Origin of the sequence: Glycomyces arizonensis DSM 44726 (genome assembly GCF_000482705.1) — a bacterium.
Lineage (GTDB): Bacteria > Actinomycetota > Actinomycetes > Mycobacteriales > Micromonosporaceae > Glycomyces > Glycomyces arizonensis.
This window is the reverse complement of sequence record NZ_AXWO01000007.1, coordinates 230197-255484: the sequence shown is the minus strand read 5'-3', so window position 1 is coordinate 255484 and position 25288 is coordinate 230197. Positions and strand designations below refer to the sequence as shown.

General features: G+C 71.4%; 10 protein-coding genes. 8 read left to right on the top strand and 2 right to left on the bottom strand.

What is annotated here, in order from left to right:
• Nucleotides 1-68: 68 nt before the first annotated feature.
• A complete protein-coding gene (locus H613_RS25495) occupies nt 69-1484 on the bottom strand; it encodes a cellulase family glycosylhydrolase (RefSeq protein ID WP_169731974.1) in 1416 nt (471 codons plus the stop codon).
• 400 nt (nt 1485-1884) lie between these two features.
• On the opposite strand from H613_RS25495, the gene H613_RS0109010 reads away from it, so the two are divergent.
• The 4 genes from H613_RS0109010 (at nt 1885) to H613_RS0108995 (ending at nt 16876) form a co-directional block, all read left to right on the top strand.
• A complete protein-coding gene (locus H613_RS0109010) occupies nt 1885-2226 on the top strand; it encodes a hypothetical protein (RefSeq protein ID WP_026923535.1) in 342 nt (113 codons plus the stop codon).
• Between the two features lie 72 nt (nt 2227-2298).
• Nucleotides 2299-5874 carry a hypothetical protein gene (locus H613_RS0109005; protein WP_026923534.1) on the top strand — a complete coding sequence of 1192 codons (3576 nt, stop codon included), beginning with the start codon at nt 2299-2301 and terminating at the stop codon, nt 5872-5874.
• Nucleotides 5874-7271: an endonuclease/exonuclease/phosphatase family protein gene (locus H613_RS0109000; RefSeq protein WP_026923533.1), complete on the top strand. Its 1398-nt coding sequence runs from the start codon at nt 5874-5876 to the stop codon at nt 7269-7271. Before H613_RS0109005 ends, H613_RS0109000 begins: the two co-directional genes overlap by 1 nt.
• Nucleotides 7193-16876: a hypothetical protein gene (locus tag H613_RS0108995; protein WP_026923532.1), complete on the top strand. Its 9684-nt coding sequence runs from the start codon at nt 7193-7195 to the stop codon at nt 16874-16876. Before H613_RS0109000 ends, H613_RS0108995 begins: the two co-directional genes overlap by 79 nt.
• Here the strand turns inward: H613_RS0108995 and H613_RS25490 are convergent.
• Complete coding sequence (locus H613_RS25490) at nt 16833-19991, bottom strand: AfsR/SARP family transcriptional regulator (RefSeq protein ID WP_051393142.1); 3159 nt, start codon at nt 19989-19991, stop codon at nt 16833-16835. The two genes, H613_RS0108995 and H613_RS25490, sit on opposite strands and share 44 nt — an antisense overlap.
• A 125-nt stretch (nt 19992-20116) precedes the next feature.
• Here H613_RS25490 and H613_RS0108985 point away from each other — a divergent pair, with 125 nt between their 5' ends.
• The 4 genes from H613_RS0108985 to H613_RS0108970 all read left to right on the top strand — a co-directional run bounded on the left by H613_RS0108985 (nt 20117) and on the right by H613_RS0108970 (nt 25284).
• Complete coding sequence (locus H613_RS0108985; RefSeq protein WP_026923531.1) at nt 20117-21133, top strand: LacI family DNA-binding transcriptional regulator; 1017 nt, start codon at nt 20117-20119, stop codon at nt 21131-21133.
• 120 nt (nt 21134-21253) lie between these two features.
• Nucleotides 21254-23077, top strand: a complete 1824-nt coding sequence (locus H613_RS0108980) for a class I mannose-6-phosphate isomerase (protein ID WP_026923530.1) — start codon at nt 21254-21256, stop codon at nt 23075-23077.
• A gap of 38 nt (nt 23078-23115) precedes the next feature.
• On the top strand, nt 23116-24378 hold the full coding sequence (locus H613_RS0108975) for an ABC transporter substrate-binding protein (protein WP_026923529.1): 1263 nt from the start codon (nt 23116-23118) through the stop codon (nt 24376-24378).
• 6 nt (nt 24379-24384) lie between these two features.
• On the top strand, nt 24385-25284 hold the full coding sequence (locus H613_RS0108970; protein WP_026923528.1) for a carbohydrate ABC transporter permease: 900 nt from the start codon (nt 24385-24387) through the stop codon (nt 25282-25284).
• Nucleotides 25285-25288: the final 4 nt, after the last annotated feature.

Sequence of the window (25288 nt, the reverse complement as noted above, 5' to 3'; positions counted from 1 at the left end):
GCCCGCCTGATCGGCGGGCGGCGTCACGTTCGGGGGTTGCGGGGGTTGTTACCGAGGGTTGTCGGGGATTACGGCAGGTTGGCGATCACGAAGGGGGCGTGACCATGAAGGTAGTTGTCCCAGCCTCCCGTGACCGGCGCTCCCGCCGACAGCAGGTTGGTGGAGTCGTCCCCGACATCCAATTTCCATGCCGTCCACGAGATCCCTCTGGCGCTCATCCAGTCGATCCAGCGCTGAGCCTCGTCGAGGCACACCTGCCCGTCGAGCCCGCCGTCGGCGTCGCTGGCGCCCCACTCGGTCACGAACAGGGCCAAGCCCGCGTTGATGGCCGTGTCGGCCTTGTCGCGCAGCCAGTCCTTGTGCGTGCACGAGTAGAAGTGCAGCGTGTACATCAGGTTGGTGCCCGAGACCGGATTGGAGGCCGCCACGTCGACGTCCTGCGACCAGTTCGGGCTGCCGAGCACGACGATGTTGTCCGGGTCCTCGGCGCGGATCGCCGAGATCACCGCCTCGTGGTACGGCTTGACCGTCCCGGACCACGAGACCTGCGTGGGCTCGTTGTACGGCTCCCAGATGACGTTCGGCAAATCGCCGTAGCGCTCGGCCATATAGGAGAAGAACTCCACGGCCTCGGACTGGTGCTGGTGCGCCTCGTGCGCGTGGAAGTCGACGATGACGTAGACGCCCGCGGTCGCGGCGTTGTCGATGACCTTCTCGACCTCCGAGCGCCACAGGCCGGGATTGTCGAGGTAGGCGCCCTCGGGCTCCACGCCCATGGCGACGCGGAAGACGTCGATGTTCCAGTTGTCCCGCATCCACTCCAGCGCCGACAGGTTCTGGGCGTACGGCTGGGTCTGCCAGTGCAGCCACATGCTGGAGACGCCGCGCAGCCGCATCTGGTCGCCCTGCTCGTCGCACATGTGGGTGCCGCAGACGTGGAGCTGTCCGTGCTCCGCCACGGGGCTGCCGTCGGGGGCCTGGTTGTCCGGGTCATCGGTCGGGTCGTCGGTCGGGTCGGTGGGATCGGGGCTGGTCGGGTCCGGGTCGGTGGGGTCGGTGTCGTCCTCGCCGCCGCAGCTGACGCCGTTGACGCTGACGTTCTCGATGTCACCGGCGGTGCCGCTCGCGGTGAAGCCGAAGACCTCCTTGGTCTGGCCTGAGGCGATCGAGCCGTTCCACCCCGAGTCGGAGGCGGTGAAGTGCGATCCGCTCAACGACTGGTCGGTGACGTTCCAGGCGCTGATGCCGGAGACGGCGCCGGTGAAGTCCCATTCGACCGTCCAGCCGTCGAGCGCCTCGCCCGCGGTGATGCTCACGTTGGCCTGGAAGCCCGAGCCCCAGTCGTTCACGACGTTGTAGTCGACCGCGCAGCCCTCGGCGGCGTCGGCGGTCTGCGCCGCGACGAGCGTCATGGCGCTCGCGGCGAGTGCCGCGGCGGCCGCGGCGACGGTCGCCAGTCTTCTGCGTTTTCGGTCTACTCGCATGTTTCGATGTCCTTTGCTGGTGTGAGGCGCGGCCGAACGGGGTCCGCTCGATGCCGGTGTGCGGACGCTTCGCGAAAGGAAGCGCTCCCAACCATCACATTGAAGTTTGCCAATATGTTGCCGTCGAGTCAAGCCCCCGCCGCCCGACCGCGGCACCTGTCCGACGGAGTCAACAATCCGACACTCCGGCCCCGCGCCCCCTCCGATCGGACGGACGGGAACCGCGCGAATGCCCAGGAACACCGTGCCGAGCGGGGTCACCGCGTCCGGTTTCCGAAGCGCCTCAGCGAGTTCGCGCATTCTCCCAAGTCGACTTGAGCGGGCGTGCCCGGTGCTAGGTTCACCTGGTCGCGACGGTCCGTGCCGTCGCAATCACACACCGACACACAGGGGGATACCTATGTCCGAACAGACGCTCGCCAGGGAAGACACGCTCAGCACCACCGGCGGCTCGCGCACCTTCGCCGGCCAGTTCGTGGTCAAGTGGACGCCGTCGGAGAGCACGGCCGAGCTGGTCGTCGAGATCACCGCGGCCGGAACGCTGCTCGACCAGCGGACCTTCACTCCCGGCAACGCGAGCCACCACATGCAGGGCAACGACGGGTCGTACGGGGTCGAAGGCCAGCTGATCGCGGCGTTCAACTCGCCGCCCACCAGCGGCACGCTGCTCAGCACGAGCCTCGTCTTCACCTCGCCCGACGGCGAGCACCCGAAGTTCTCGGGAACCATCGGCACCTGGTAGCCGACCCACCGCGTCGCTCGCGGCTCCACCGGCCGCGAGCGCCACCCTTCCAAGCGATCGGAGACCGCGGCCATGCCCGAACCCGCGAACGACCCGCCCTTCTTCACCAAAGTGGCGGCCGTGCCTTTCACGGCCTCCCTCTACGAGCGCCCCGCGGGCGCCGCCGGACCCGGCTGGACGGCGTTCGCCACCTTCACCATCGGCAGCACGCCGGACGCGCTGACCTTCGCCCAGTCGTGGTCCGACTACCTCGGCAAGCCGCTCGCCGGCCAGAACGGCGGCGTCTACATCGTCGCCGCCGAGCGGCCGTCCGACCCCGGCGGCTACCTCGGGCGCCTGCTCACCGCGGTCCGCGCCCTGAACGTGAAGGCGGGCGGCTTCGGCTACCGCTACCTGTTCTTCGGCGATCCCACCTCGAAGGACCCTTCGGCGCTGCCCGGCACCATCCCCTTCGCGACCGGCTCGCGCGACCCGAACGATCCGGGCAAGGTCCACGGCTGGAACAACGGGGAAAGCCGGATCACCACCCGCGGCATCGGACTGGCCGTGGCCGACTCCGCCTACCTCTACTGCGACGTCGAGACGTCGTCGCTGCGGCTGGCGCCCAACGGCAGCGCGGGCATCACGCTGCTCGCCAACAAGTACGCGCCGAAGACCATCTCAAGCCTCGACAGCCCCGTGTCGGTGCCCCTCGACGGGCCCACCGGCGGCACGCTGCGGTTCGGCCTCAAGCTGACCGTGTCCGACGACCCCCAGCACGACGACTTCACGCTCCTCGACGTGGGACTCAAGTACTTCACCGAGCGCGACGGGCGGGTCATCAGCCAGCGCTACCCCGTGTTCGGGCCGCCGGTCGGCGGCGCGCCGGTGCCGTTCGACGTCAGCTACGACCCGCTGCGCCCACTCGACCACGGCCGCACGGCGTTCGCCTTCCGGGCGCCCGGCGACGGCGACTGCGCGCCGATGGCGAGCGGCCTGCGCGACGACTTCGCCCACCCCGTGCGGCTCGTGCCCCAGGCGGGCGAGTCCCGGCTGGTGGTCCAGGACGACATGATCACCGTCGACTCGCCGAATCAACGGCAGCACGCGTCCTACTACCTGACCCCCTCGGGGCCGTTCACGCTGGCCGCCGGGGACTCCAAGCCCCCGGCCGCCCGGGTGATGTGCGGACTCTCGCCGCTGGAGTCGGTCGTCTTCGACCCGCCGGGATCGCGGCTCGCCTTCCACCCCGACGCCGACGCGTACTCGCCGCTGCTGGCCGACACCGTGCAGGACGGCCATCCGCCGCGGCTGTCCGACCGCTTCCGCACCTCGTGGGCGACCATCACGGCGCGGGCCGCGCAGCCCCTGACGACCGCCCCGGTCTACCTCTCCCAGCCGCAGGGCTCGGCCATGTTCGGCCACGGCGACAAGACCGGCGTCCCCTACCTGGAGCACCGGGAGACACCGGCCGCCGTCCTGCGCGACGCCGCCGCGAGCGGCTCGTTCCCCATGGCGCCGTACGGCCAGGTGGTGTTCGACGCGCACCCCGACACCTTCAGCGCCGACGACGTCGCCGCGCTCGAACGCGACGTCCTCGCCGTCGAGCGGCGGGCGCGGATCTCGGCGGCGTCGCACAAGCCGACGCCCGCGACGCTCGCCGAGACGGCGTTCGCCGTCGATGCCACCGGTGCCGATGACGCCACCGGCGATGCCACCGGAGATGCGGCGCAGCCGATGCGGGTGACGACCCCGCAGGGCTTCATCGCCGACCTCGCCTCCGACGGCAGCGGCGACTGGAAGCGGCTGCACCTGGCGCAGACGTCGTGGTCGCCCTCCCCCGAGGAGTCGCCGACCGTCACCACGCTCGCGTTCGACGACGTCGACGACACGCTCCGCGCCGCCTTCCAGACCAACCAGCAGTTCCTCGTCGTCACCAAGCCGAAGGCGCCGTGGAACCCGTCCAAGGCGGCCGGGACGTCGACGACCGTGTTCGAGGACCAATTGCGCCCGCAGGGCTGGCCCTTCGACATCCGCACGGGCACCCGCTCCGACCCCGGCGACTACCGCAACGTGCTGCTGTTCAAGTTCTGCGACGGCTCGATCGAGCAGCGCATCGGCGACATCGCGAAGTGGACGGCGGCAAAGGACTTCAACGCCGACCCGGCCGACGTCGCCGAATGGCTGGCCGCCTACATCGACCAGGCGAAGCAGCTGGCCCAGGGCCCCGACGGCGCCTATTTCGCGAAGTTCGTCGACGCGGTCACCTCGGAGTCGTGGCGCGGCATCCTCGCCCTGCGCGTCGACGTCGACGCCTCGGCGCTGCCGCAGGAGCTGCGCGGCCTCGCCGCCGGAATCGATCTCGACGACTTCAACGCCCACCACGTCGGCATCGACCTCGGCTTCGTCGACACCGCGGACGGCCAGCTGCGCGCCGACGGCAACAGCTCGCTGTTCGCCACCGTCTACTACCTCGATCCGACCTACGCCGCCGGACTCGACGCCGGGGCCCCGCAAGACCTGCCGACCCCGGTCGTGGGCGGCGGCGACTACGCCTTCCGCGTCCTGTCGCTCAAGACGCTGTTCGCCAACGCCGAGATCACGGCGTTCGCCAGCAAGTCGCAGATCACGCTCGACCGGCTCTTCGGCGACCAGATCGGCGGCCTGACCCTGAACGGCGTCGAGGCGCCGAGCAACTCGCTCGTCCTGGACGGCACCTACGAGAACCACGACGGCGTCGGCGTCTACATCTTCGGCACCGACGCCGACGCGAGGTTCCTTCCGGTGAGCAACCTCTGGCGCGGCATCGAGACGGTCCGGGCCTCGTTCTCCACGCTGCGCGCCGACGATGCCGAGGTCGTCTCGCGCTTCTCCTTCCAGGGCTTCCTCGACTTCGCGTCGGTCAGCGCCGACGACGGCACGACGCGCACGCCGCTGGACGTCTTGTCCTTCGGGGGTGACGCCGAGGGGACCGACCCGGCGGGCAGCGGACTGCCGTTCGCCGAACTGCACCTGGACATGTCGTTCAACACCGCCTCGCCCGGCACGCCGTCGTTCGCCTTCCGCGTCGACCAGATGACGTTCGCGCCGACCGTCGCCCAGGCGCGCGGCGACAGCCTCTACGCCAGGATGCCGCTGACCCTCACCGGGATCACGGCGAGCACCGCGAAGCCGGGCGACCTGGGCTACCTGCCGGTCAACGCGCTGTCGCTGCCCACCGATCCGCTCGGCGGGCAGTGGTACGCACTGGTGTACACATTGGATCTCGGCACGCCGGGCGCGCTCGCCGCCTCGGCCGGGTTCGCCGCGCGGCTCATGGTGGCGTGGGGGCCGCAGAGCCAGGGCAACGGGTACCGGCTGTGGATCGGCCTGTCGCTGCCGGGCGTCAGCGGCACCTCCCGCGGCTTCTCGCTGCAAGGCGTGCTCAAGCTGACCATCGGCCGCACCCTGCTCTACCGCGACCCGAAATCCAAGACCTTCGTGCTGCGACTGACCAACGTCCTGTTGTCCCTGCTGGGCATCTCGCTGCCGACCGGCACGTCGACGGCGTTCATCGTGTTCGGCAACCCCGACCCCGGCAAGCGCGACGTCGTCGGGTGGTACGCCGCGGTCAACCGCGAACCGAAACGGGAACAGCAACAGCCGTCGTCGATCACGGGAGGCGCCTGATGCCGCGGATGGTCTTCTGGAACGTCCAGAGCTTCAGCGAGGACAAGTTCTTCGTGCGCAAGCGCAAACGCAAGCGCGACGACGAGGAGGAGTGGGGCACCAACGCCGCGCAGAACTACCTCGACGCGCTCTTCAACACGATCACGGCGAACCGGCCCGACTTCATCGTCATCGTCGAGGCCCGCCCCGGCAGGCACACCGGACGCGGCACGCTCCTGCGAGACGCGGGGTCCATGCGGCTGCTGGGATACCTGCGCATGCACGACGACCCGCAGTGGGCGCTCATCCCGCCGGTCATCAGCGGCAGGGGCAACGCCGGCGAGGGCGTCCTGGTGTACTTCCGGCGGACGCCGACGCTGTACTTCACCGGGCCGTGGCGCTGGCCCGGCGGCTACGGACCGGCCACGCGCAACAGCGCCCCCCACGTCTACCCGCCCGAGTACCGGCGGGCCTTCACGGCGCCGACGGTCGACAACCGCACCGTCCCGGCGGGCAACAACCGCTACAACGTCGGCCTGGTCGAACGGCAGCTCGCCGGGCAGTGGCGCTATTCCGCCGCAGGGGCCCGCGTGCGGTTCGGCGGCACCGGCAAACGTTACCCGTTCCGCACGACGTTCTACGACTCGACGGCGGCGCGGAACTACGCCATCGTCGCCTGCCACACGACGCCGAGCCAGGAGGGCGGCGCCGCTGGCGTCGCCGCCGCGCCGTCCACACTGGCCACCGCGGCGATCGGCAACCTGGCGGAGGTGCAGAACGTCCACGCCAACGAGACGGTCGTGGTGGCGGGCGACTTCAACGTCAGCCTGTTCGACGCCGCCGCGACCGGGGTCGCCTACGCGCCGTTCGCCGCCGCCTTCACCAAAGTCGTCGACACCACCGGCGGCGCCGCCATGCCGGCCGGCTACCCGGCGCGCGGCTACCTGAGCACGCACATCAAACCGATCCACACCGCCGACCCCGGCGACACCGACGGCTACCCGGCGTTCGGCTACATGTCCGGCGTCGACCAGTACGGCCAGTACGACTCGATCGACAACGCGTTCGTCCGCGGCGGAGCGGCGGTGAACAACGCGACGATCGCCAACATCGTGAGCGGCGCGCCCTACAACGGGGTGCATCCGCCGCCGGGCGGCGTACCGCCCGGCGTCCTGCCCTACAACTCGGTCCTGGCCTCGCCCGTCGCGCTCAACGTCCCGAACGGTTACAACCCCAACGGGATGACGTTCGACGATGAGACCGATCTGTTCCGGGACATCGACAATTACGCGCTCGCCTACGGCGTCAGCGACCATCTACCACTGGTGTTCGATTTCTTATGGCTCTCACCGAACTCGCGCAGCAGCTGCGCTCCAAGGCCGCCGCCGGACCCGTCCCGCTCGACGCGGCGACGCTGACCGGCGGCACCGGCCTCACTCTGCCCGCCGACTACGACAGCGTCGTGGGCAAGGCGTTCGGGCTCACGTCCGGAACACTGTGGACTCTGCATGTCCAGTCGGCGCAGATTCCCGACCCGTCCGCCACCGAACTGCGGATCACCGCGGGCACCGCGACGCTGCCGGGCATCGGCCTGACCGACGCGGCGGTGGACCTGCGCTTCACCGTCGCCAGTGGATCGGCGGCGCTGGTCGTCACCGCCGAGTTCACGCTCACCGACTGGAAGCTGAGCGACAGCTTCCCGTACATGCGGGGCTACCCGTTCGACCAGATCACCTACGCGGCACCGTCGTTCGTGTTCGCCTCGCAGCAGGTCACCGGCTTCAAGGCCAAGGCCGCCGACATCACCGCCGAGGCGGGCCTGAACTTCGCGAGCCTGCTGAAGATGGACCAGCTGCTGGAGCAGACGCTGGCGTTCCTGACGCCGAGCCACGAGACGTTCCCGTTCTGGGGCACCGTCGACGTGAGCGCCGACCCCGTCATGCCCGCGATGCGCCTGCGGGCCGAGCTCGGCGGGACGCTCGCCAAGCTGCCGCCGCTGAAGCTGCACTCGCCGTTCGTGGAACTGCGCGTCCAGTACGGGGCCAAGACGGGCAAGCGCTCCGTCGTCTACGCCTTCGGCATGAAGCTCGACATCGGCGACGGGCTCGCCGTCGACTTCACCGCGCTGCTGCTCGACAAGCCGGTCGAGTTCGTGATCAGTGTCGCCGCCGACCCGCAGAAGGCGATGACGCCCGACGCGCTGTTCGCGCTCCTCGGCGGCCAGACGTGGGGCAGCGCCGTGCCCGCGCCCCTGCGCACCGCCCTCCAGAGCGTCGCGTTCAAGGACCTGGAGGCCCGCACCTCGGTCAAGTCGCCGACGATCAACGCGCTCACCACGCGGGTCGGCTCCACAAAACCGGTGCCCGTGTTCGACCAGTTCACCATCGACGAGTTCGACGTCGTCTGGGAGCTTCAGCGCGACGGCGCGGAGTGGGACGGCAAGCTCACGTTCACCACCTACTTCGAGTTCTACAAGGAGCTCTTCGACGGCGAGTTCGAGGTCGGCATCTCCACCGACATGCGGCTGTGGGGCGGCTTCACCGGCAAGGTGTCGTTCGCCAAGGTGCTCCAGACCATCACCGGCGGCGCCGTCACCCCGCCGTCGAAGACGGACCTCGTCCTGACCGACTTCGCGCTGGACGTGGACGTCCCGCGCAAGGACTACTCGCTGTACCTCGGCGGCGACGCGATCTTCGACCCGCTGGGCACCGGCGTGCTGGTGCTCAGCGCCGTGCAGGTCACGCTCGGCTCGCAGGCCTCGACGAGCGGGCGCGCCTACAGCGCCGAGCTGAGCGCGATGCTGGTCATGGCCGGCTTCCCGCTCGACGTGCAGGCCGCCTACGCCACCGGCGAGGGCTGGGACTTCGAGGCCTCCATGCCGCCGGGCGCCTCCGTGTCCCTCAAGGACTTCCTGCAGCGGCTGTTCCCGAGCGCGGCGATCCCGGCGTTCCTCGACCACGTCGCCGTCTCCGGCATCCAGCTCAAGGCCCACACCGGCGGCGAGGCCCCCGCGTCGGTCGACACCGGCGCCACGCTCCAACTGCGCGACCTCAGCCTCGGCCCGCTCGGCACCTACACGATCGACGCGAACGCCGCGCTCAAGCACGTGGCGGGCGAGAAGCCCGAGACCTCGGGGAGCTTCTCCTTCGGCACGACGATCCCGGGCATCGGCGCCCGGGTCACCATCGGCTACAAGTTCACCAGCGGCGCGAGCAAGACCGTCACCGTCACCTGGGGCGCGTTCACCGCCGAGTACGACCTCACCAAGTCGGTCCTGAAGTTCTCGGTCGGCGAGGCCACGCTCGGCGAGGTCCTCGGCCAGGTCATCGGGCTGGTCCTGGGCGAGGACGACTACCGGCTGCCTCCACCGTGGAGCGTGCTCAACGGGCTGTCCCTGCGCGGCTTCGCCATCGAGTTCGACCTGAAGTCCACCCCGCGCAAGGCCAGCGTCGACTACGAGCTGTCCGAGCCGCTCGACCTCGGCTTCATCACGCTCAAGGGCCTCAAGATCAGCAAGGTCGAGGGCAAGGTCACGGTCGAGCTCGACGCGACGTTCATCGGCGGCGCGCCCGTGCCCGCGTTCGACCCGCTCGACAAGACCCCGGACGTGCCCGGCAGCGGCTCCCTCGTGGACCTGCGGCTGCTGGCGCTCGGCCAGCGCGTCACCGTCCCCGGGATCGAGAAGGCCGCGTCGATCGACAAGGCCGTGAAGATGCTCGCCGACTTCACCGACACCCCCTCGGACGGGCTGCCCGCCGGGCCGACCTTCGACTCCTCGGCGCCGTGGCTCACCGGACTGCACGTGCTGTTCGTCGCGGGCACGGTCGAGGTCGAGATCGTCTTCGTCGACCCGCTGCTCTACGGCCTGCGGATCGCCCTGGCCGGGGAGAAGGCGGGCCCGTTCAAGAACCTCGACTTCGAGATCCTCTACAAGAAGGTCACCGACACGATCGGGGTCTACCAGGCCCGGATCACGCTGCCCGACTCGATGCGGATGCTCCAGTTCGGCACGCTGTCCATCACGCTGCCGAACGTCGGGCTCGACATCTACACCAACGGCGACTTCAAGATCGACTTCGGCTTCCCGTACCAGAACGACTTCTCGCGGTCGTTCGGCATCCAGTACTTCCCGTTCACCGGCGCCGGCGGCTTCTACTTCGCCAAGCTCACCGGCGCCACCTCCACGAGCCTGGCGAAGCCGTCGAACCCGGGGACCTTCGACCCGGTCATCGAGTTCGGGCTGGGCCTCCAGCTCGGCCTCGGCAAGGACATCTCGGCCGGGATCATGAAGGCCGGGGCCAGCCTCACCGTCTTCGGCATCATCGAGGGCGTCATCGCCACCTGGAACCCGGCCGGTGACTCGCGCCTGCCCGCCGTCCGGTCCTCGGACGTCGGCAAGTCCTACTACTACCGGATCGCCGGCACGATCGGCATCATCGGCAAGATCTACGGCTCGATCGACTTCGCCATCGTCAAGGCGAACCTGAACCTCACCGTCACCATCTCGCTCCAGGCGGTCATCGAGGCGCACCGGAAGTTCGAGGTCGCGTTCGTCGCGAACGTCGACGTGGCGCTGACGGTCAAGATCGACCTCGGCCTGTTCTCGATCTCGGTGCACCTGTCGTTCTCGATGACCGTGCGCGAGTCGTTCACGCTCGGCTCCGACACGCCCGCGCCGTGGGGCACGCTCGGCGGCGCCGAGGCGGCCGACGGGCGCGCGCTGTCGCCCGCGCGGTACGACGCCTTCGTGGAGGCGCTCGACTTCGCGCCGTTCGGGGCCACCGCCGACGACGACAGGGCGCAGATCGACGTCAACTTCATCATGCAGCCCTCCGTGGCGGGCGATCCCGCCGATGCGGGCAAGACGGCGGGAAAGCTCGTCGCGATGCTCTACATCGACGGGCCCGACCCGAACGCGAAGCCCGCGAGCCCGCCCGCGGCCGGTGCGGCGCTGCCGCCCGCCGCCACCTCGTTCGAGCGGCTCGCCGAAACGGTCTTCGTCTGGGCGGTCGCCGCGTTCGGAGGCAAGGACGGCGGCAGACCGGCCATCGGCGAGTTCCGGACCACCGCCACCGACCGCGCCAGGGTCGCGGCCGCCTACGACTATTTGACGAGCACGACTGAGCACCGGCCGATCCGCTACGAGTCGGACATCGTCGCGGGCCTGTTCCCGCACCTGAGCTTCGCGGTGCAGCCGACCGGCAAGACCATGGCCAGCGCGGTCCCGATCCCGATGATCCCGCAGCTGCGGCTCCGGACCGAGGGCGTCGACCGGCGCTTCGACCAGTGCACCAAAGTGGATGACGACTATCTGAAGGGGCTGCGGGCCTACTTCGCCGAACTCGCCGCCGCCTACCAGGACGAGCTGGAGAAGCAGTACGCCGGGGCCCCCGCCCAGGGGGCCGCGGACGTGGCCGACGGCGGCGAGACGTCCTACACCGCGGCGGTGTTCGAAGACGTCGTGCTCATGCTCGCGCGCGGGATGCTGCGCGCCGGACTCGACGCCTTCGACGCCTACACCTGCCTCTACGGCGGGAAGTCGCTGTCGGCGATCGCGGACGGGCTCGACGCGGCGGGCAACACCGTCTCCGCGGCCGACCTCGCCGCCGCCAACGCCCGCCTCCCGCTCGCCGCCTCGGCGAACCTGCCGCTGACCGGCGTCGCCTACCAGTTCACCGCCACCGACACCTTCGACGGTGTCATGTCCGCCTTCGGCGTCATCGACCCGGCCTCGGTCGTCACCGACGCGGGCAACGCCGACGTCCGCGGCCTCCTGCGCACCGGCGCGGTGCTCGCCAGCGGCGAACTGCGGCACACGGTGACCGAGACCGACACGTTCCGGTCCGTCAGCGCCTCGCCGGGGTGGAGCGCCGAAACGCTCACCACCGCGCTGCTGGGCAGCCGCGACGCGATCGTGCCGCTCGCGGTGCTGCGCCTGCCGTCCGTGGTCTACAAGACGCAGGCGAACGACACGCTCGCGTCGGTGGCCGCCGCGTTCGGGCTGCCGATCGGCGAGGTGGGGACCGCCGTGCGGAACGTCGGCGGACTGTTCGCCGACCCCGACGGCACGCTCCACATCACCGCGCCGAAACTGACGGCGCTGAGCCCGGACCAGCTGCTCGGCCAGATGCGCGCCGCCGAGGCGGCCGCCCACCTGTCCGGCGCGAACGCCAGGTTCCTGCTCTACGGCATGCGTCCGCCCGCGCCGGAGGCCAACGGGCTCGGCGCACCGAAGGCCCTCTACGACCTCACCTGGCAGCAGATCGACCTGCCTGCGGCGCAGACGGCGACGCTGTCGATGGACGAGGCGCCGGACTGGATCCGCTGGCCCGACGAGTCGCGCTCGGTCCAGCTCGACATCAGCGGCGCGCTCTCGCTGGCGTCGAAGCTCCTGGGCGTGGCCACCACCGGCGGCGTACCGGCGACGGTGCAATCGATCGAGGCGCTGCCCGCCCACCACGACGACCCGCGTCGGTTCCAACTGCGCCGCACCGCCGTCGTGCAGTCGGCCGAGCCGCTGCCCTACCAGTTCGGCGGCGGCGCGCCGCCGCCCGCCGCGCAGCCGAGACTCTGGTTCGCCTCCAGCGCGCTGATCGACGCGCTCGGCGAGCACCGGGCGCTGCGGCCCGCGCTCACCCTCGCCGTCACCTCGCAGGGCGACCCGCCGGTCCAGTCCGCGCCCGTCCACTACGACTGGACGACCTCGGTCGACGTGCAGATCAAGCGGAACTCAGGCGAGCCGACCACGTACGAGGTCCTCGGCGCCGACGAGGCCGGGACGGCCGCGCTCGAAGCGCTCATCTCGCCGGACGACCCGGCGTCGGTGGCGGCCGTGCTGTTCCTGACCGGCGCGAACGGCACCGGCCAGGCGCCCTCGGGCTATGTCGCCGCCGCCTTGAACGACGCCCGCGCCTACCTGGTCAAGACGAACCTGTCGACCGACACCAACCCGACCGGCGCGTTCGACGACGAGGGCGCCGCCGAGCAGGTGCCGACCACCGGCCTGCTCAACGACCCGGGCGACTTCCTGCGGCTGCTGTGGGAGTCGAGCGTCACCCGCTCGGGCGGGTTCTTCCTGACCTACCGGCGCGGCGACGGCAAGGGCCTGCCCGAGAGCGTCTTCGCCGACGGCGACACCGCGGTCCTGACGGTCGTCGCCGTCCACGCCGCGGACGGCGACCTCGTCCACCCGGGCGTCAACGCCGCCCTGATCGGCGACGGCTTCGACCCGGCGCACCACGACCTCAGCGCCGTCTCGGCCGGGCAGCCGGTCGAGTACACCGCCACGGGCACCGAGACGCTCGCGGGCCTGGCCGCCGACTACCGGATCGAGCTGACGGCGCTCGCCGAGGCGGCGGCCGAGGCCGCGCTCGACAAGGCCGCGCAGGTGGCCGTGACCGGCATCGTCCACCAGGTCCACGGGCCCTACCAAGGGCACCCGGCGATCGAGACGCTCGATGAGATCGCCACGGCGTACGGCGTCGAGGCGCAGGCGATCAAGGACCGCAACCCCGGCGTGTCGTTCGACCCGCTGGCCGCCCTCACGCTGCTGCGGATCCCCGACCGGACCGTCACCGGAGCCGAGTACGCGAGCCTGCGCGCGATCGAGCGGAAGTTCGGCGTGCCCGTGGCGCACCTGGCGGTGACCAACGCCGACGTCAAGCTGTTCGCCTCCGGCGGCAAGCTCGCGTTCACGGACCGGTACGTCGACCGGATCGGCGCCATTCCGCCGGGGAACGTCGGCTTCAAGGTGACCAGGGCCAACCCGGGGACCGGCTCGCAGGACGCGGCCCCGACGCTCGGCGCCCAGTTCAACCTCCTGGGCTTCGGGCTCGCCGCCAACGTCTCGTTCAAGGCGACGAGCGACGCGCTGCCGGTGGGGCCCACCTCGCAGTCCGCGGCACCGAAGAGCAGGGCCGAACTGCACACCAAGGCGATCCGCGCGGCGGAGCCGTGGACCTACGACCAGGTCCTCTACGTCGCCGGGTCGGCCGTCGAGGCGGGCGGCTCGCCCTACGACGGCGTCGGCGGCTACGCACAGGTCATGTTCACGCCGCGCGACATGTTCGGCAACGTGGCCGCCTCGGTGATGACCGAACCGGCGCTCGGCCCGGCGCAGCCGCAGAACGCGGCCCCGCTGCGGGTCGGCTACTCCGACGCCGTGCTCGGGCTCGCGAACTGGCCGGGCCTCGGCGTCGACTACCGCTTCCGCGCCGACGGCGGCTCGCGGGACCTGGTGCTCGAATTCGCCTTCGACACCTCGTCCTACGTCCACGGCGCGCCGCCGGTGGCCTCGGCCGACCCGAACGCCCTGCCGGACTGGCAGCAGCGGGCGCTCGCCGACCTGCGGACGTACCAGGCGGTCGTGCGGCAGCTCGCCGCCGAGGGCGTCACCGTCTCGGCCGCGACCACGCTCGACGGCGAGACGCCGCACAAGCTCGAAACGGCGCCGTTCCAGGCGTTCGCCGCCGCCGCGGTCACCTACCTCACCGCGGTGTCCAAGGGCGAGTCGGCGACGCCGCCCGCGCTGGCGCCGATCGCGATTCCCGTCGAGGCGTCCCAGAAGGAGGACCTGTTCGCGCTGCGCGTCGCCGTCACCGTCGCCCGCCCCGCCGACCAGGTCGACGACGCCTTCCGCGGCGGCACCGCCGAGTCCTGCACGACGGCGGTCATGCCGCGCCTGGAGAAGGCGGGCGGCCAGACCCGCACGCTCACCGCGTTCGCGACCGCGTTCGAGGCGGCCTACGCCGAGGCGCCGGTCTTCCTGAAGGCGGCCACGGGCCGCTCGCAGCAGCGGGCGGCCGACGACGACTCGGTGTGGGTCGTGCGGCTGCGGACCGAGCCGGGCGGGCCCGGCGACGCGGGCATCGGCTTCGCCGTGGCCGGACCGGCCCGCTACTACGCGCCGCGCCCGCTGGCGAACGTGCTGACCTCGCGCGGCGACGTGCCGATCGTCGCCTACGACCCGCAGACCGGCATCGACTGGTCGAAGACCACCGAGACGGCGTTCACCGGCATCGCGATGGACACCTGGGGGCGCCAAGCCCTCGAAGCGCTCGACCGGTTCCTCTCGCCCGACTTCGCGGGCGCGGCGTTCCTCATCGACCACGTCGACCCCGGCGACAACGGCTATCTGCAGCAGATCCTCGACGTCAAGACGAAGCTCGCCGCCGCCATCGCCGGGACCGTCGAGCAGATCCTGACCGAGCCGCCGCCCGAGGCGGGCGCGCCGCTGGCCGACGCCGTCGAGGCGATGCGCCAGCAGATCCTCGCCAAGGCGGCGGGCGCGTACACCGTCTCGGCGATCGCGCAGTACGCCGCGGAGGTCTCCTCGCCGTACCGGGACGACCCCGCGAACGGCACCTACGCGCCGCGGTTCTACGGACCGCTGTCCGCGAAGGTCACCGCGGGCGGGAGTGGGGACGAGGAGGCGTCGGAGCGGCCGTGGTCGCTGACCGTGGCCCGGCCGAAGCTCGCGCCCGGCGCCTCGTTCGTGACCACCGCGATCAGCGTGGTCGACCCGTCGGCGCAGCCGTGCCTGCCGCTCGACCTCGGCTTCACGCTGAACCACGTCGAGCACGGCATCGAGAAGGGCGTGGACGGCGACTACCTGGCGTCGTCGTGGCTGTCGTTCGTCATCCCGTTCGAGCGGCAGAGCCCGGGCGCGCCGACGCTCGACACCGACATCGGCGAGGTGCGGATCCCGGTCGTGCTGCGCGAGATCCCGGGCGCGCCGTCGCTGCTGGGCCAGGACGCCCGGCCCGTCGACGACGGGGACGCCGACCAGCGGGCCGCCGTCGAGCACGCGAAGCGCTGGCGGTACGCCTTCACCTACGAGAAGGACGTCGTCGCGCAGGACACCATCGACGCCTCGGTGGTGTTCAACCTCGACGACGCCGCGCTGACGTACCAGATGGCGCCCCGCTCACTGGACCTGTTCGACTACCTCGCCCGGTTCATCACGGTGTGGCCCGCGATGCTGGAGACGATGACGCGGGTCCTCGTGCCGGACGAGCTCGACCTCGACCCGAGCAGCAAGGCCTACCTGCGGGCCCGCAAGCTCGTGGCCGACTTCCACCAGCTCATCGAGTCGATGCCGGAGGCCTGGGCCGCCTGGCACGCCGCGAACGCGCCGGAGGCGGACGCGCCGACCGAGGGGGCGAACCCGGAGATCGAGTTCTCCGTGCAGGAGTCGAAGTCGTCCACGGGGGACGAACTGGTGGCGACGCGGACGCTCGGCGCGAACACCGCGAAGGTGTGGGACCGGCAGCGCGGCGCGCTCGTGCCGATGCCCGCGCCCGAACTGGCGGTGGTGGACGGCGGCGTCGAGTGGACCGGCGAACTCATCGACGGCACCACCGACCGGTTCCGCTTCGTGCACGGCGGCGAGACGCTCACCTGGAGCAGGGCCGTCACGATGCACCGCAGGCAGCCGCTGCTCGGCGGGCTCGCGGGCGGCGGCCTGGACATCGCGGCCTTCCAGAACGCGTGGTCGTCGGTGCGCGTCGTCCGCAACCGCGACCTCGTGCGCGACGCCGAGGGGCACATTGTCCCGACGGCGGCGGCGTTCGTCTACGCGACGCCGCGGATCAAGTTCGCCTCCAGGGTGACGCCGCGGCTCCAGCGCGACCGGGCCTTCGACATCGCGAAGTTCACCGGGACCGCGCGGCGCCCGCTCGTCGAGCACGTGCGGGAGCTGATCGGTCTGCTGTTCGAGGGCACGGCCCCGAAGACCGAGCAGTTCATCCGGCTCGACTGCTCGTACGAGCAGGTGCTCGGCACCGGCCTGCCGGCCGCCGTGGTGCCGGTCCTGCTGGGCTCGCCCACGAGGATCCAGGCGGACACGGCGACGTTCGCGGCGGCGGTCAGCGAGTACATCGTGGCGTGGTTCGGCGAGCACACGCCGCCCGACGGCACGCTGCACTTCACGCTCACGCTGTTCCCGACCCTGAGTTCGAGCCGCCTCCCGCTGCTCCAGCTCAGCCGCCTGCTCCTGGCGCGGTCCGACGTGACGGACCTGTGAGGGCGGCCTCGGCCGTCTCGCTCCAGTCCTGAAGCGCCCCTTCGCGGAGCGCTTCATCGAATGCGGTCTCGCCGAGGCGGCGGCGCGCCTCGCCGAGGATCCGGGCGGCGTCGGGCTGCGAGCGGTCCCGCGTCCCGCGCGCGCCGTCGCCCGCGGCGACCAGCCGCACGGCCCGCTCGTCGTTCCCCTGCCGCAGCGACAGGTCCGCGATCCCGACCAGCACCTGGGCGGTCAGCGGCGGATACCCCAGCTCGACGGCGGCCTCGAACGCCTCGGCCAGGTGGGCGCGGGCCCGGTCGAGATCCTCGGCGAGGTAGCCGCCCAAGGTCTCGGCCGCGATGTGGGTGCCGCTGCGCTCGATGCCGGGCCTGGCCCGGACCGCCGCGAGCTCCCTGCGCGCCTCGTCGGCCTCGCCGCGCCAGAACGCGAGCTGGGCCTTCGCGAGCGCCACCTCGGCGGCCGTGTCCGGCCAGGTGATCCCGTCGGCGAACCCCTGCGCCCGGGCCATGGCGGACGAGGCGGCCCCCTCGTCGCCGAGCATCCAGTACAGCTGGGCCTGCCGCGTCCGCAGGCTCGCGACCTCCTCAGTGGAGCCTATCTCGGCCACGGCCGCGATCGCCTCCTCGAAGTGCCCGCAGGCGGCGGCGAACTCGCCGCGGGCGGCGAGCCGATCGGCCAGGGAGTGGAGCGCCGAGGAGATCCCCCACCGGTCGCCGAGCGCGCGGAACTGGGCGAGCGCGGTCTCCATGTCGCTGTCCACATCGGTCTCGTCGCGGCCGAGGGAGAGCCGCAGGCGGCTGCGGGCGTGCCGGGCCTGCGCGCGCACCCACGGGTCGTCGTCGGCCACGAGCGGGTCGAACGCGGACAGGAAGTCCTGCGGCTCGCTCAGCATCCGCGCCAGGGGCGTGACGAATCCGAGCATCGGGCTGCGGTGGCCGCTGCGCTGGACGAGCCGGTACGCCTCCTCGATCCACCACTGCGCCTGGTACTGGTCGCCGCCGTGCCCGGCGGTCACGAACAGCGTCACGATGGTGCAGGCCAGGGCCTTCACCTCGTCGGGGACCTCGCCTTCCAGGGAGGCGGCCGCGACGGCCAGCTCGGTGCCCTCGGCGCGGTGCCCGCTGAGGTACCAGTACCAGCCCGCGGCCCCGGCCAGCCGCATCGCCGCCTCGGCCCGTGCTTCGGCGACCGCCCAGCGCAGGGCGGCGGTGATGTTGTCGTGCTCGGCTTCGAGCGCGGCGAGCCATCGGAGCTGCTCGGACCGGCGCAGGTGCGGATCGGCGGTCTCGGCGAGCTCGGTGACGTAGGCGAGATGGGCCAGGCGCGCCGACTCGGCGTCCCCGGCCTCGGCGAGCCGCTGCGCGGCGTACTCCCCGATGGTGTTGAGCATGCGGTAGCGCGGCGCGTCCTCGCCGTAGGACAGCAGCAGCGACTTCTCGGTCAGGGCCGTCAGCAGGTCGAGCGCGTACTCGCCTTCGGGGCAGACCCGTTCGGCCGCTTCGAGGCTCACCCCGCCGGTGAACACCGACAGGCGCCGCAGCAGCTCGCGCTCGGCCTCGCTGAGCAGGTCCCAGCTCCAGTCGACGACCGCGCGCAGCGTCCGGTGGTGGGGCAGGGCGGTGCGGCTGCCGCCGGTCAGGAGGAGGAATCGGTCGTCGATCCGGTCGGCGAGCTGGTCGACCGACATGGTGCGCAGCCGGGCCGCGGCCAGTTCGATCGCGAGCGGCATCCCGTCGAGCGCCCGGCAGATCCGCGCCATCGTGGACAGCGTCCGCTCGTCGTCGCCGATGTTCCTGCGCACCGCCTCGGCCCGGTCGCGCAGCAGCCGCACGGCGGGCGAGGCGGCGGCCTCGGCCGGGTCCGCGTCCGCTGCGGGCAGGGCGAGCGGCTCGACCTGCCACAGCGCCTCGCCGGTGATGCCGAGCGGCTCGCGGCTCGTGGCGATGATCCGCAGGCCGCGGCAGTCGCCCAGGAGCCGGTCGGCGAAGGCGGAGGCCTCCTCGATCATGTGCTCGCAGTTGTCGAGGACCAGCAGCATCGCGCGGTCGCGGACGGCGGCGACGAGCCGGTCCACGGCGTCCCCGCCCGCGGCCTCGCCGGGGACGGACTGGTCGCGCAGGCCGATCGCGGTGAGCACGGCCTGGGCGAGCTCGCCGCTCTCGTGCAGCGGGGCCAGTTCCACGAGCCACGCGCCGTCGGGCAGGTCCGCGAGCATCGTCCGCGCGGTCTCGGCGGCGAGCCTGGTCTTGCCCGAGCCGCCCGCGCCGGTCAACGTCACCAGCCGGTGCGCGGTGGCGAGCTCGGCGAGCGCGGCGACGTCGTCCTCCTTGCCGACGAACGCGGTCAGCTCGGCGCGCAGGTTCGTCCGGTGGTGCCGCGGACGGCCGCCGATCTCGCCGCGCAGCAGCGCGGTGTGCAGGGCCGACAGCTCGGCCGAGGGGTCGGTGCCCAGCTCGTCGGCCAGGCGCTCGGACAGCTGCCGGTACACCGTCAGCGCCTCGGCGCCCCGGCCGGACTCGGCGAGGGCGCGCATCAAGGCGGCGGCGAAGCCCTCCCGCAGCGGGTGCCTCGCCACCAGGTCGGTCAGTTCGGCGACCAGGTCGGCGCCGCGGCCGAGGCGGACCTCGGCGTCCACGCGGTCGGCGAGCACGGCGACGCGGCGCTCGCCCAGCCGCACCACGGCGGCGTCGAACGCGCGGCTGCCCAGGAGCGCGATGCCCTCCATGGGCTCGCCGCGCCACTCGTCGAGCGCCGATCGCAGCAACTCCGCCCGCTCGGGGTCCTCGGCGCCGCGGGCGCGGGCGACGAGGCGCTCGAACCGGCTTATATCCACGTCGTCTTCGTCGGCGGCGAGCCGGTAGCCGCCGGACTTCGCCTCGATCGAGCCCTCCGGCAGCGCCTTGCGGAGCCGGGAGACCAGGACCTGGAGGGCGTTCGCCTCGTCGGCGGGGGGCTCGTCGCCCCAGACCCAGTCGACCAGCCGCGAGCGCTGGACGATCCGGCCGGGTTCGAGGGCGAGCGCCGCCAGCAGCGCGCGCATGCGGGCGCCGGGCACCGCCACCGCCGCGCCGTCGTCGCCTTGGACTTCGAAGGGGCCGAGCAACCGTATTCGCACGCGTGCCATCTTGCCGCATCGGCGGCGATCGCCGCCATGCCCGGGCCGTCACGTGCGCTCGGCCGTCGCGTGCGGCCGCCTCAGTGTTCGCATAGGATTGGCGCACGAAGCGGAGGAGGGCGGGCATGTCGACATCCCGAGGGGCGCGCCAGCCGACGATCAAAGAGGTCGCCGGCCGCGCCGGGGTGAGCCCGATGACCGTCTCGCGCACGCTGGCCGGGGGCCGGAACGTGCGCCCGGACGTGCAGGAGCGCGTGATGGCGGCCGTCCGCGAACTCGGCTACTACCGCAACGAGAACGCGCGGAGCCTGCGTCCGGGGCAGCCGAGCGGCCTCGTCGGCGTCGCGATCACGAACCTGGCCAACCCCTACTACGGCGAGTTCGCGCTCGGCGTGGAGGAGGTGGCGGCCGAGCACGGCCGGCGCATCATCCTCGGCAACACCGGCGAGGACGCCGCGCGCGAGCGGCAGCTGGTGAGCGACTTCATCGGGCGGCAGGTCGACGGGCTCGTCCTCGTGCCGACGACCGGCGACGCGGCGCACCTGCGGCCCGAGCGCCTCGGCGACGTCCCGCTCGTGCTCGCCTCGCGTCGGGTGCCGGGCCTGGACGTCGACACGGTGCTGGTCGACGACGTCGGCGGCGCCTACCGAGGCACGGTCTCGCTCCTGGACGCCGGGCACACGCGCATCGGGTTCCTGGGCAACCGCAGCTCGGTGTTCACCGGGGCGCGCCGCTACCGCGGGTACGAGCGGGCGATGCTGGAGCGCGGGGCGCCGATCGTCCCGGCGATCATCGCGCGGGACCAGCAGGACGTGTCCGCGGCGAGCCGGGCCGCCAGGGCGATCCTCGACCTCGACGAGCCGCCGACGGCGATCTTCAGCGCGAACAACCGCAACACGATCGGCGTGATGCGCGAGATCGGGCGGCGGATCCGCCGGGGGCTGCCCTCGCCGCATCCGGCCGTGGTGAGCTTCGACGACTTCGAGCTCTCCGAGCTCATGCCGGTGCCGGTGACCGTCATCGACCACGACGCGCGCCTGCTCGGCCGGGAGGCCGCGACGCTCTTGTTCGCGAGACTCGACGACGGCTCGGCCGCCGAGGCCAAGACCGTCGAACTGCCCGTGACCATCGAATCTCCCTGAGAAAACACCGCTTGAGCGGGGAATTTGCATAATCGCGTCCGTTGTTGGTAACGTTACCAAACACAAGATCATCGCGCGGACTCCCCGTCCTCGCCGACGACCACCCCAGAAGGAGCGCACGTGTCCGCTAGTTCGTCCAACACCGAGACAGGACGCTACGTGAAGCGGCCGACCGTGCCGCTGCCCTCAGGCGCCCGCGTGCTCACCGGCGCCGCGGCCTGGACCGCCGCCGCCGACCTCGCCACCGAGCGGGCCGCCGGGCGAGCGCCGCTGCTCGTCGTCGACGCCTACCCCGGCGCCGACCTCCCGCGCATCGCCGAGGCCGTCGCCGAGGCGCTGCCGGAGTGGCACCTCGTCGACGTCGAGGAGGCCGCCGCGCTCCCGATCGAGCGGATCGACGAGCGCATCGCCGACAACCTCACCGACGATCGCGTCTTCGGCGTCCTCTCCCACGCCGGGGTCGAGTCCTTCTACGACGCCGAGCGGCTCGACAAGCTCGCCGTCGAGGTCGAGGGCGCAGGTCGGCCCGTGGTCCTGATCGGCTGGGGCGCCGACCTCGCCGCCCGCCGCACCGGCGCGCCGTACGCGCTCGTGCTCGCCGACATGGCCCGCTGGGAGATCCAGATGCGCCAGCGGGCCGGGGCCACGAACTGGCGCGCCGAGAACCCCGGCGAAGACCAGCTGCGCAAGTACAAGCGCGGCTTCTTCGTGGAGTGGCGCGCGGCCGACCGCCACAAGCGGACCCTGTTCGACCGCGTCGACTTCGTCCTGGACGCCAACGCGATCGGCGCGGCCGAGCCGGTCTCCCGCGAGGCCGGGATGATCACCGGCGACGCCTTCCGCGCCGCGATCGAGGGCGCCGCGCACCGCCCGTTCCGCGTCGTCCCGTTCTTCGACCCCGGCGTGTGGGGCGGGCAGTGGATGAAGCGCAAGCTCGACCTGCCCGACGGGCCGCCGAACTACGCGTGGTGCTTCGACTGCGTCCCCGAGGAGAACTCGCTGCTGCTGGAGGACTCCGGCGGCGCGGTCGTCGAGCTCCCGTCGCTGGATTTGGTGTTCACCCAGCCGAAGGCGCTGCTCGGCGAGCGGACCTACGCGCGCTTCGGCGCCGAGTTCCCCATCCGCTTCGACTTCCTCGACACGATGGAGGGCGGCAACCTCTCCCTCCAGGTGCACCCGCTCACCGACTACATCCAGCAGACGTTCGGCATGCACTACACGCAGGACGAGTCGTACTACATGCTCGACGCCGGCGAGGACGCCGTGGTCTACCTCGGCACCAAGGACGGCGTCGACCGGGAGGCGATGCTGGAGGACCTGCGCGTCGCCGAGACCGGCGAGCGGCCCTTCGACGCCGAGAAGTACGTCAACGCCTTCCCCGCCAAGAAGCACGACCACTTCCTCATCCCCGCGGGCACCATCCACAGCTCGGGCGCGAACTCGATGGTCCTGGAGATCTCGGCGACCCCGTTCATCTTCACCTTCAAGCTCTGGGACTGGGGCCGCCTCGGACTCGACGGCGTCCCCCGGCCCGTCCACCTCGACCACGGCGAGCGGAACCTCGCCTGGGAGCGGGACACGGCCTGGACCGAGTCGAACCTGGTGGGCCGGGTCGAAACAGTGTCCCAAGAGGACGGCGTCGTCGAGGAGCGCACCGGCCTGCACGAGCTGGAGTTCATCGAGGTGCGCCGCCACTGGTTCGCCGACGAGGCCGCCCACGACACCGAGGGCACCGTCAACGTGCTCAACCTCGTCGAGGGCGACGAGGTCGAGGTCGCGAGCCCCACCGGCGCGTTCGAGCCCTACGAGATCCACTACGCCGAGACGTTCATCGTCCCGGCCTCCGTCGGCCCGTACGTCATCAGACGCACGGCCCGCTCGCGGAGCGAGCGGTTCGCGACCGTGAAGGCCTCGGTCCGCGGCACCCGCACCGGCGACAACTGAACAGCCCCTTGAGAAGACCGAGAACAAAGGAGTTCGGAATGCGATCAAGGAAGATCCCCCTCGTCGTCGCGGCCGCCGCCAGTGCCTCCATGCTGCTCGCCTCGTGCGGCGGCGGAGGCGAGGACGACGGCGCGACGACGGGCACGCTCGACTTCTACACCAACAAGGCCGCGTGGGAGCCGGACTTCGACGAGCTGAACGCCGCCAGCGAGTCCCGCGCCGACATCACCTTGAACACCACCGGCTACTCCGACGCCGAGCAGTACGACGCGTTCGTCCGGCAGTCCTTCCGCACCGACAAGAGCCCGGGCCTGTTCACCTGGCAGACCGGGCCCTCGCTCGCCGAGCTCGTCGAGGAGGACCTCATCGCGGAGACCACCGACATCTGGACGAAGGCCGTCGACTCCGGCTGGGTCTCGACCGACCTGCGCGAGACGTACACCTACGACGGCAAGCAGTACTGCGTGCCGATGAATATCGCCTACTGGGTGATGTACTACAACAAGAACATCTTCGCGGAGCAGGGCATCGAAGAGCCCACGACATGGGCCGAGCTCAACTCGATCGCCGAGCGGCTCACCGGCGCCGGGATCACGCCGTACTACCAGACCAGCACGCTGTTCACCTTCCAGTGGTTCCAGCAGATGGTCGCGGGCACCGACCCCGAGCTCTACGAGGGCCTCTCGACCGGCGAGGTGAAGTACACCGACCCGCGCATCGTCGACATCATGGAGACCTGGCTCGACCAGGAGGAGGCCGGCTGGTTCTCGGACGCGGGCAGCACCACCGACCCGGCCGTGGGCCTCAAGCAGGGCGACTACGCGATGATCAACTTCGGCTCGTTCTTCAACGGCTCGCTCGACGGGGCCGGGATGGTCTCGGGCGAGGACTACGACATGTTCGTGATCCCCGCGACGAACCCGGACCTGGAGCAGACGCCGGTGGCCGTCGAGTCGGGGCCGCTGTGCGTGGCCGAGAACTCCTCGCAGAAGACGCTCGGCCTGACCTACTCGGAGTGGTGGATGTCCCCCGAGGCGCAGACCGCCTGGAGCGAGGCGCGCGGCGACGTCGCGTTCAACCCGAAGGCCACCGTCGCCGACCCGATGCTCGAAGAGCTCGGCACCACCGTTGCGAGCGACGACTACCAGCTCTACGACCGGTACTACGAGGCGACGCCCACGCCGATCCTCACCGTCGCGCTGGAGCAGTTCGGCGCCTTCATCGCCAACCCGGGCGACCCGATGCCGTTCCTTGAGACCATCCAGGCCGAGGCCGACGACTACTGGGCCGAACAGGAGTAGCGCCCGATGACGTCCGACAAGGCCACGAGACCGAAGGCCGCCAAGGACCCCTACCACTGGTCCGCCCGGGGGTTCATCGCCCCGGGCGTGCTCGGCGTGGCGGTGCTGCTCTACGTGCCGCTGCTGTGGACGACCTTCATCAGCTTCACCGAGTACAACGGCCTGGGCGACCCCGAGTGGATCGGGGTCGAGAACTACGTCGAGATGTTCGACGACCCGGCGTTCCTCGGCTCGGTGCTCAACACGCTGCTGTGGGTGGGCGGCACCCTGCTCGTCCCCGTCGGGATCGGGCTCGGCATCGCCCTGCTCACCTGGAACCTCAAGGGCGGGACGTGGCTGCGGCTGCCGTTCCTCATCCCGTACGCGGTCTCGGGCATCGGGGTCGCCGTGATCTGGTCGTTCATCCTCGGCTCCGGCGGCGCGCTCGACCAGGCGCTCGGCGCCTTCGGGTTCAGTGACACGCCGCGCTGGCTCGTCGACGCGCCGCTCAACACCGTCGTGATGATCCTCGCGACCGCCTGGCAGGGCGTGGGCGTGAACGCGCTGCTGTTCACGATCGGCCTCCAGTCGATCCCGAAGGAGCCGCTGGAGGCGGCGCGGATCGACGGCGCGGGCGGCTTCCGCCTCTTCCGCAGCATCCTGTGGCCGATGCTGCGGCCGCTGACGGCGGTCGTCGTCGGCCTCTCGATCGTCGCGAGCTTGAAGACCTTCGACATCGTGCAGGGCATGACCAAGGGCGGGCCGGGGCGCGACTCCGAGACGCTCGCGCTGACGATGTACAAGGAGACCTTCGTGAACAGCGAGTACGGTCTCGGCTCGGCGATCGCCGTGTTCCTCACGATCGTGACGCTCGCCGCCGCGATCCTCTACCTGCGCCAGCAGCTGTCCAGCAAGCACGAGGGGTGAGACC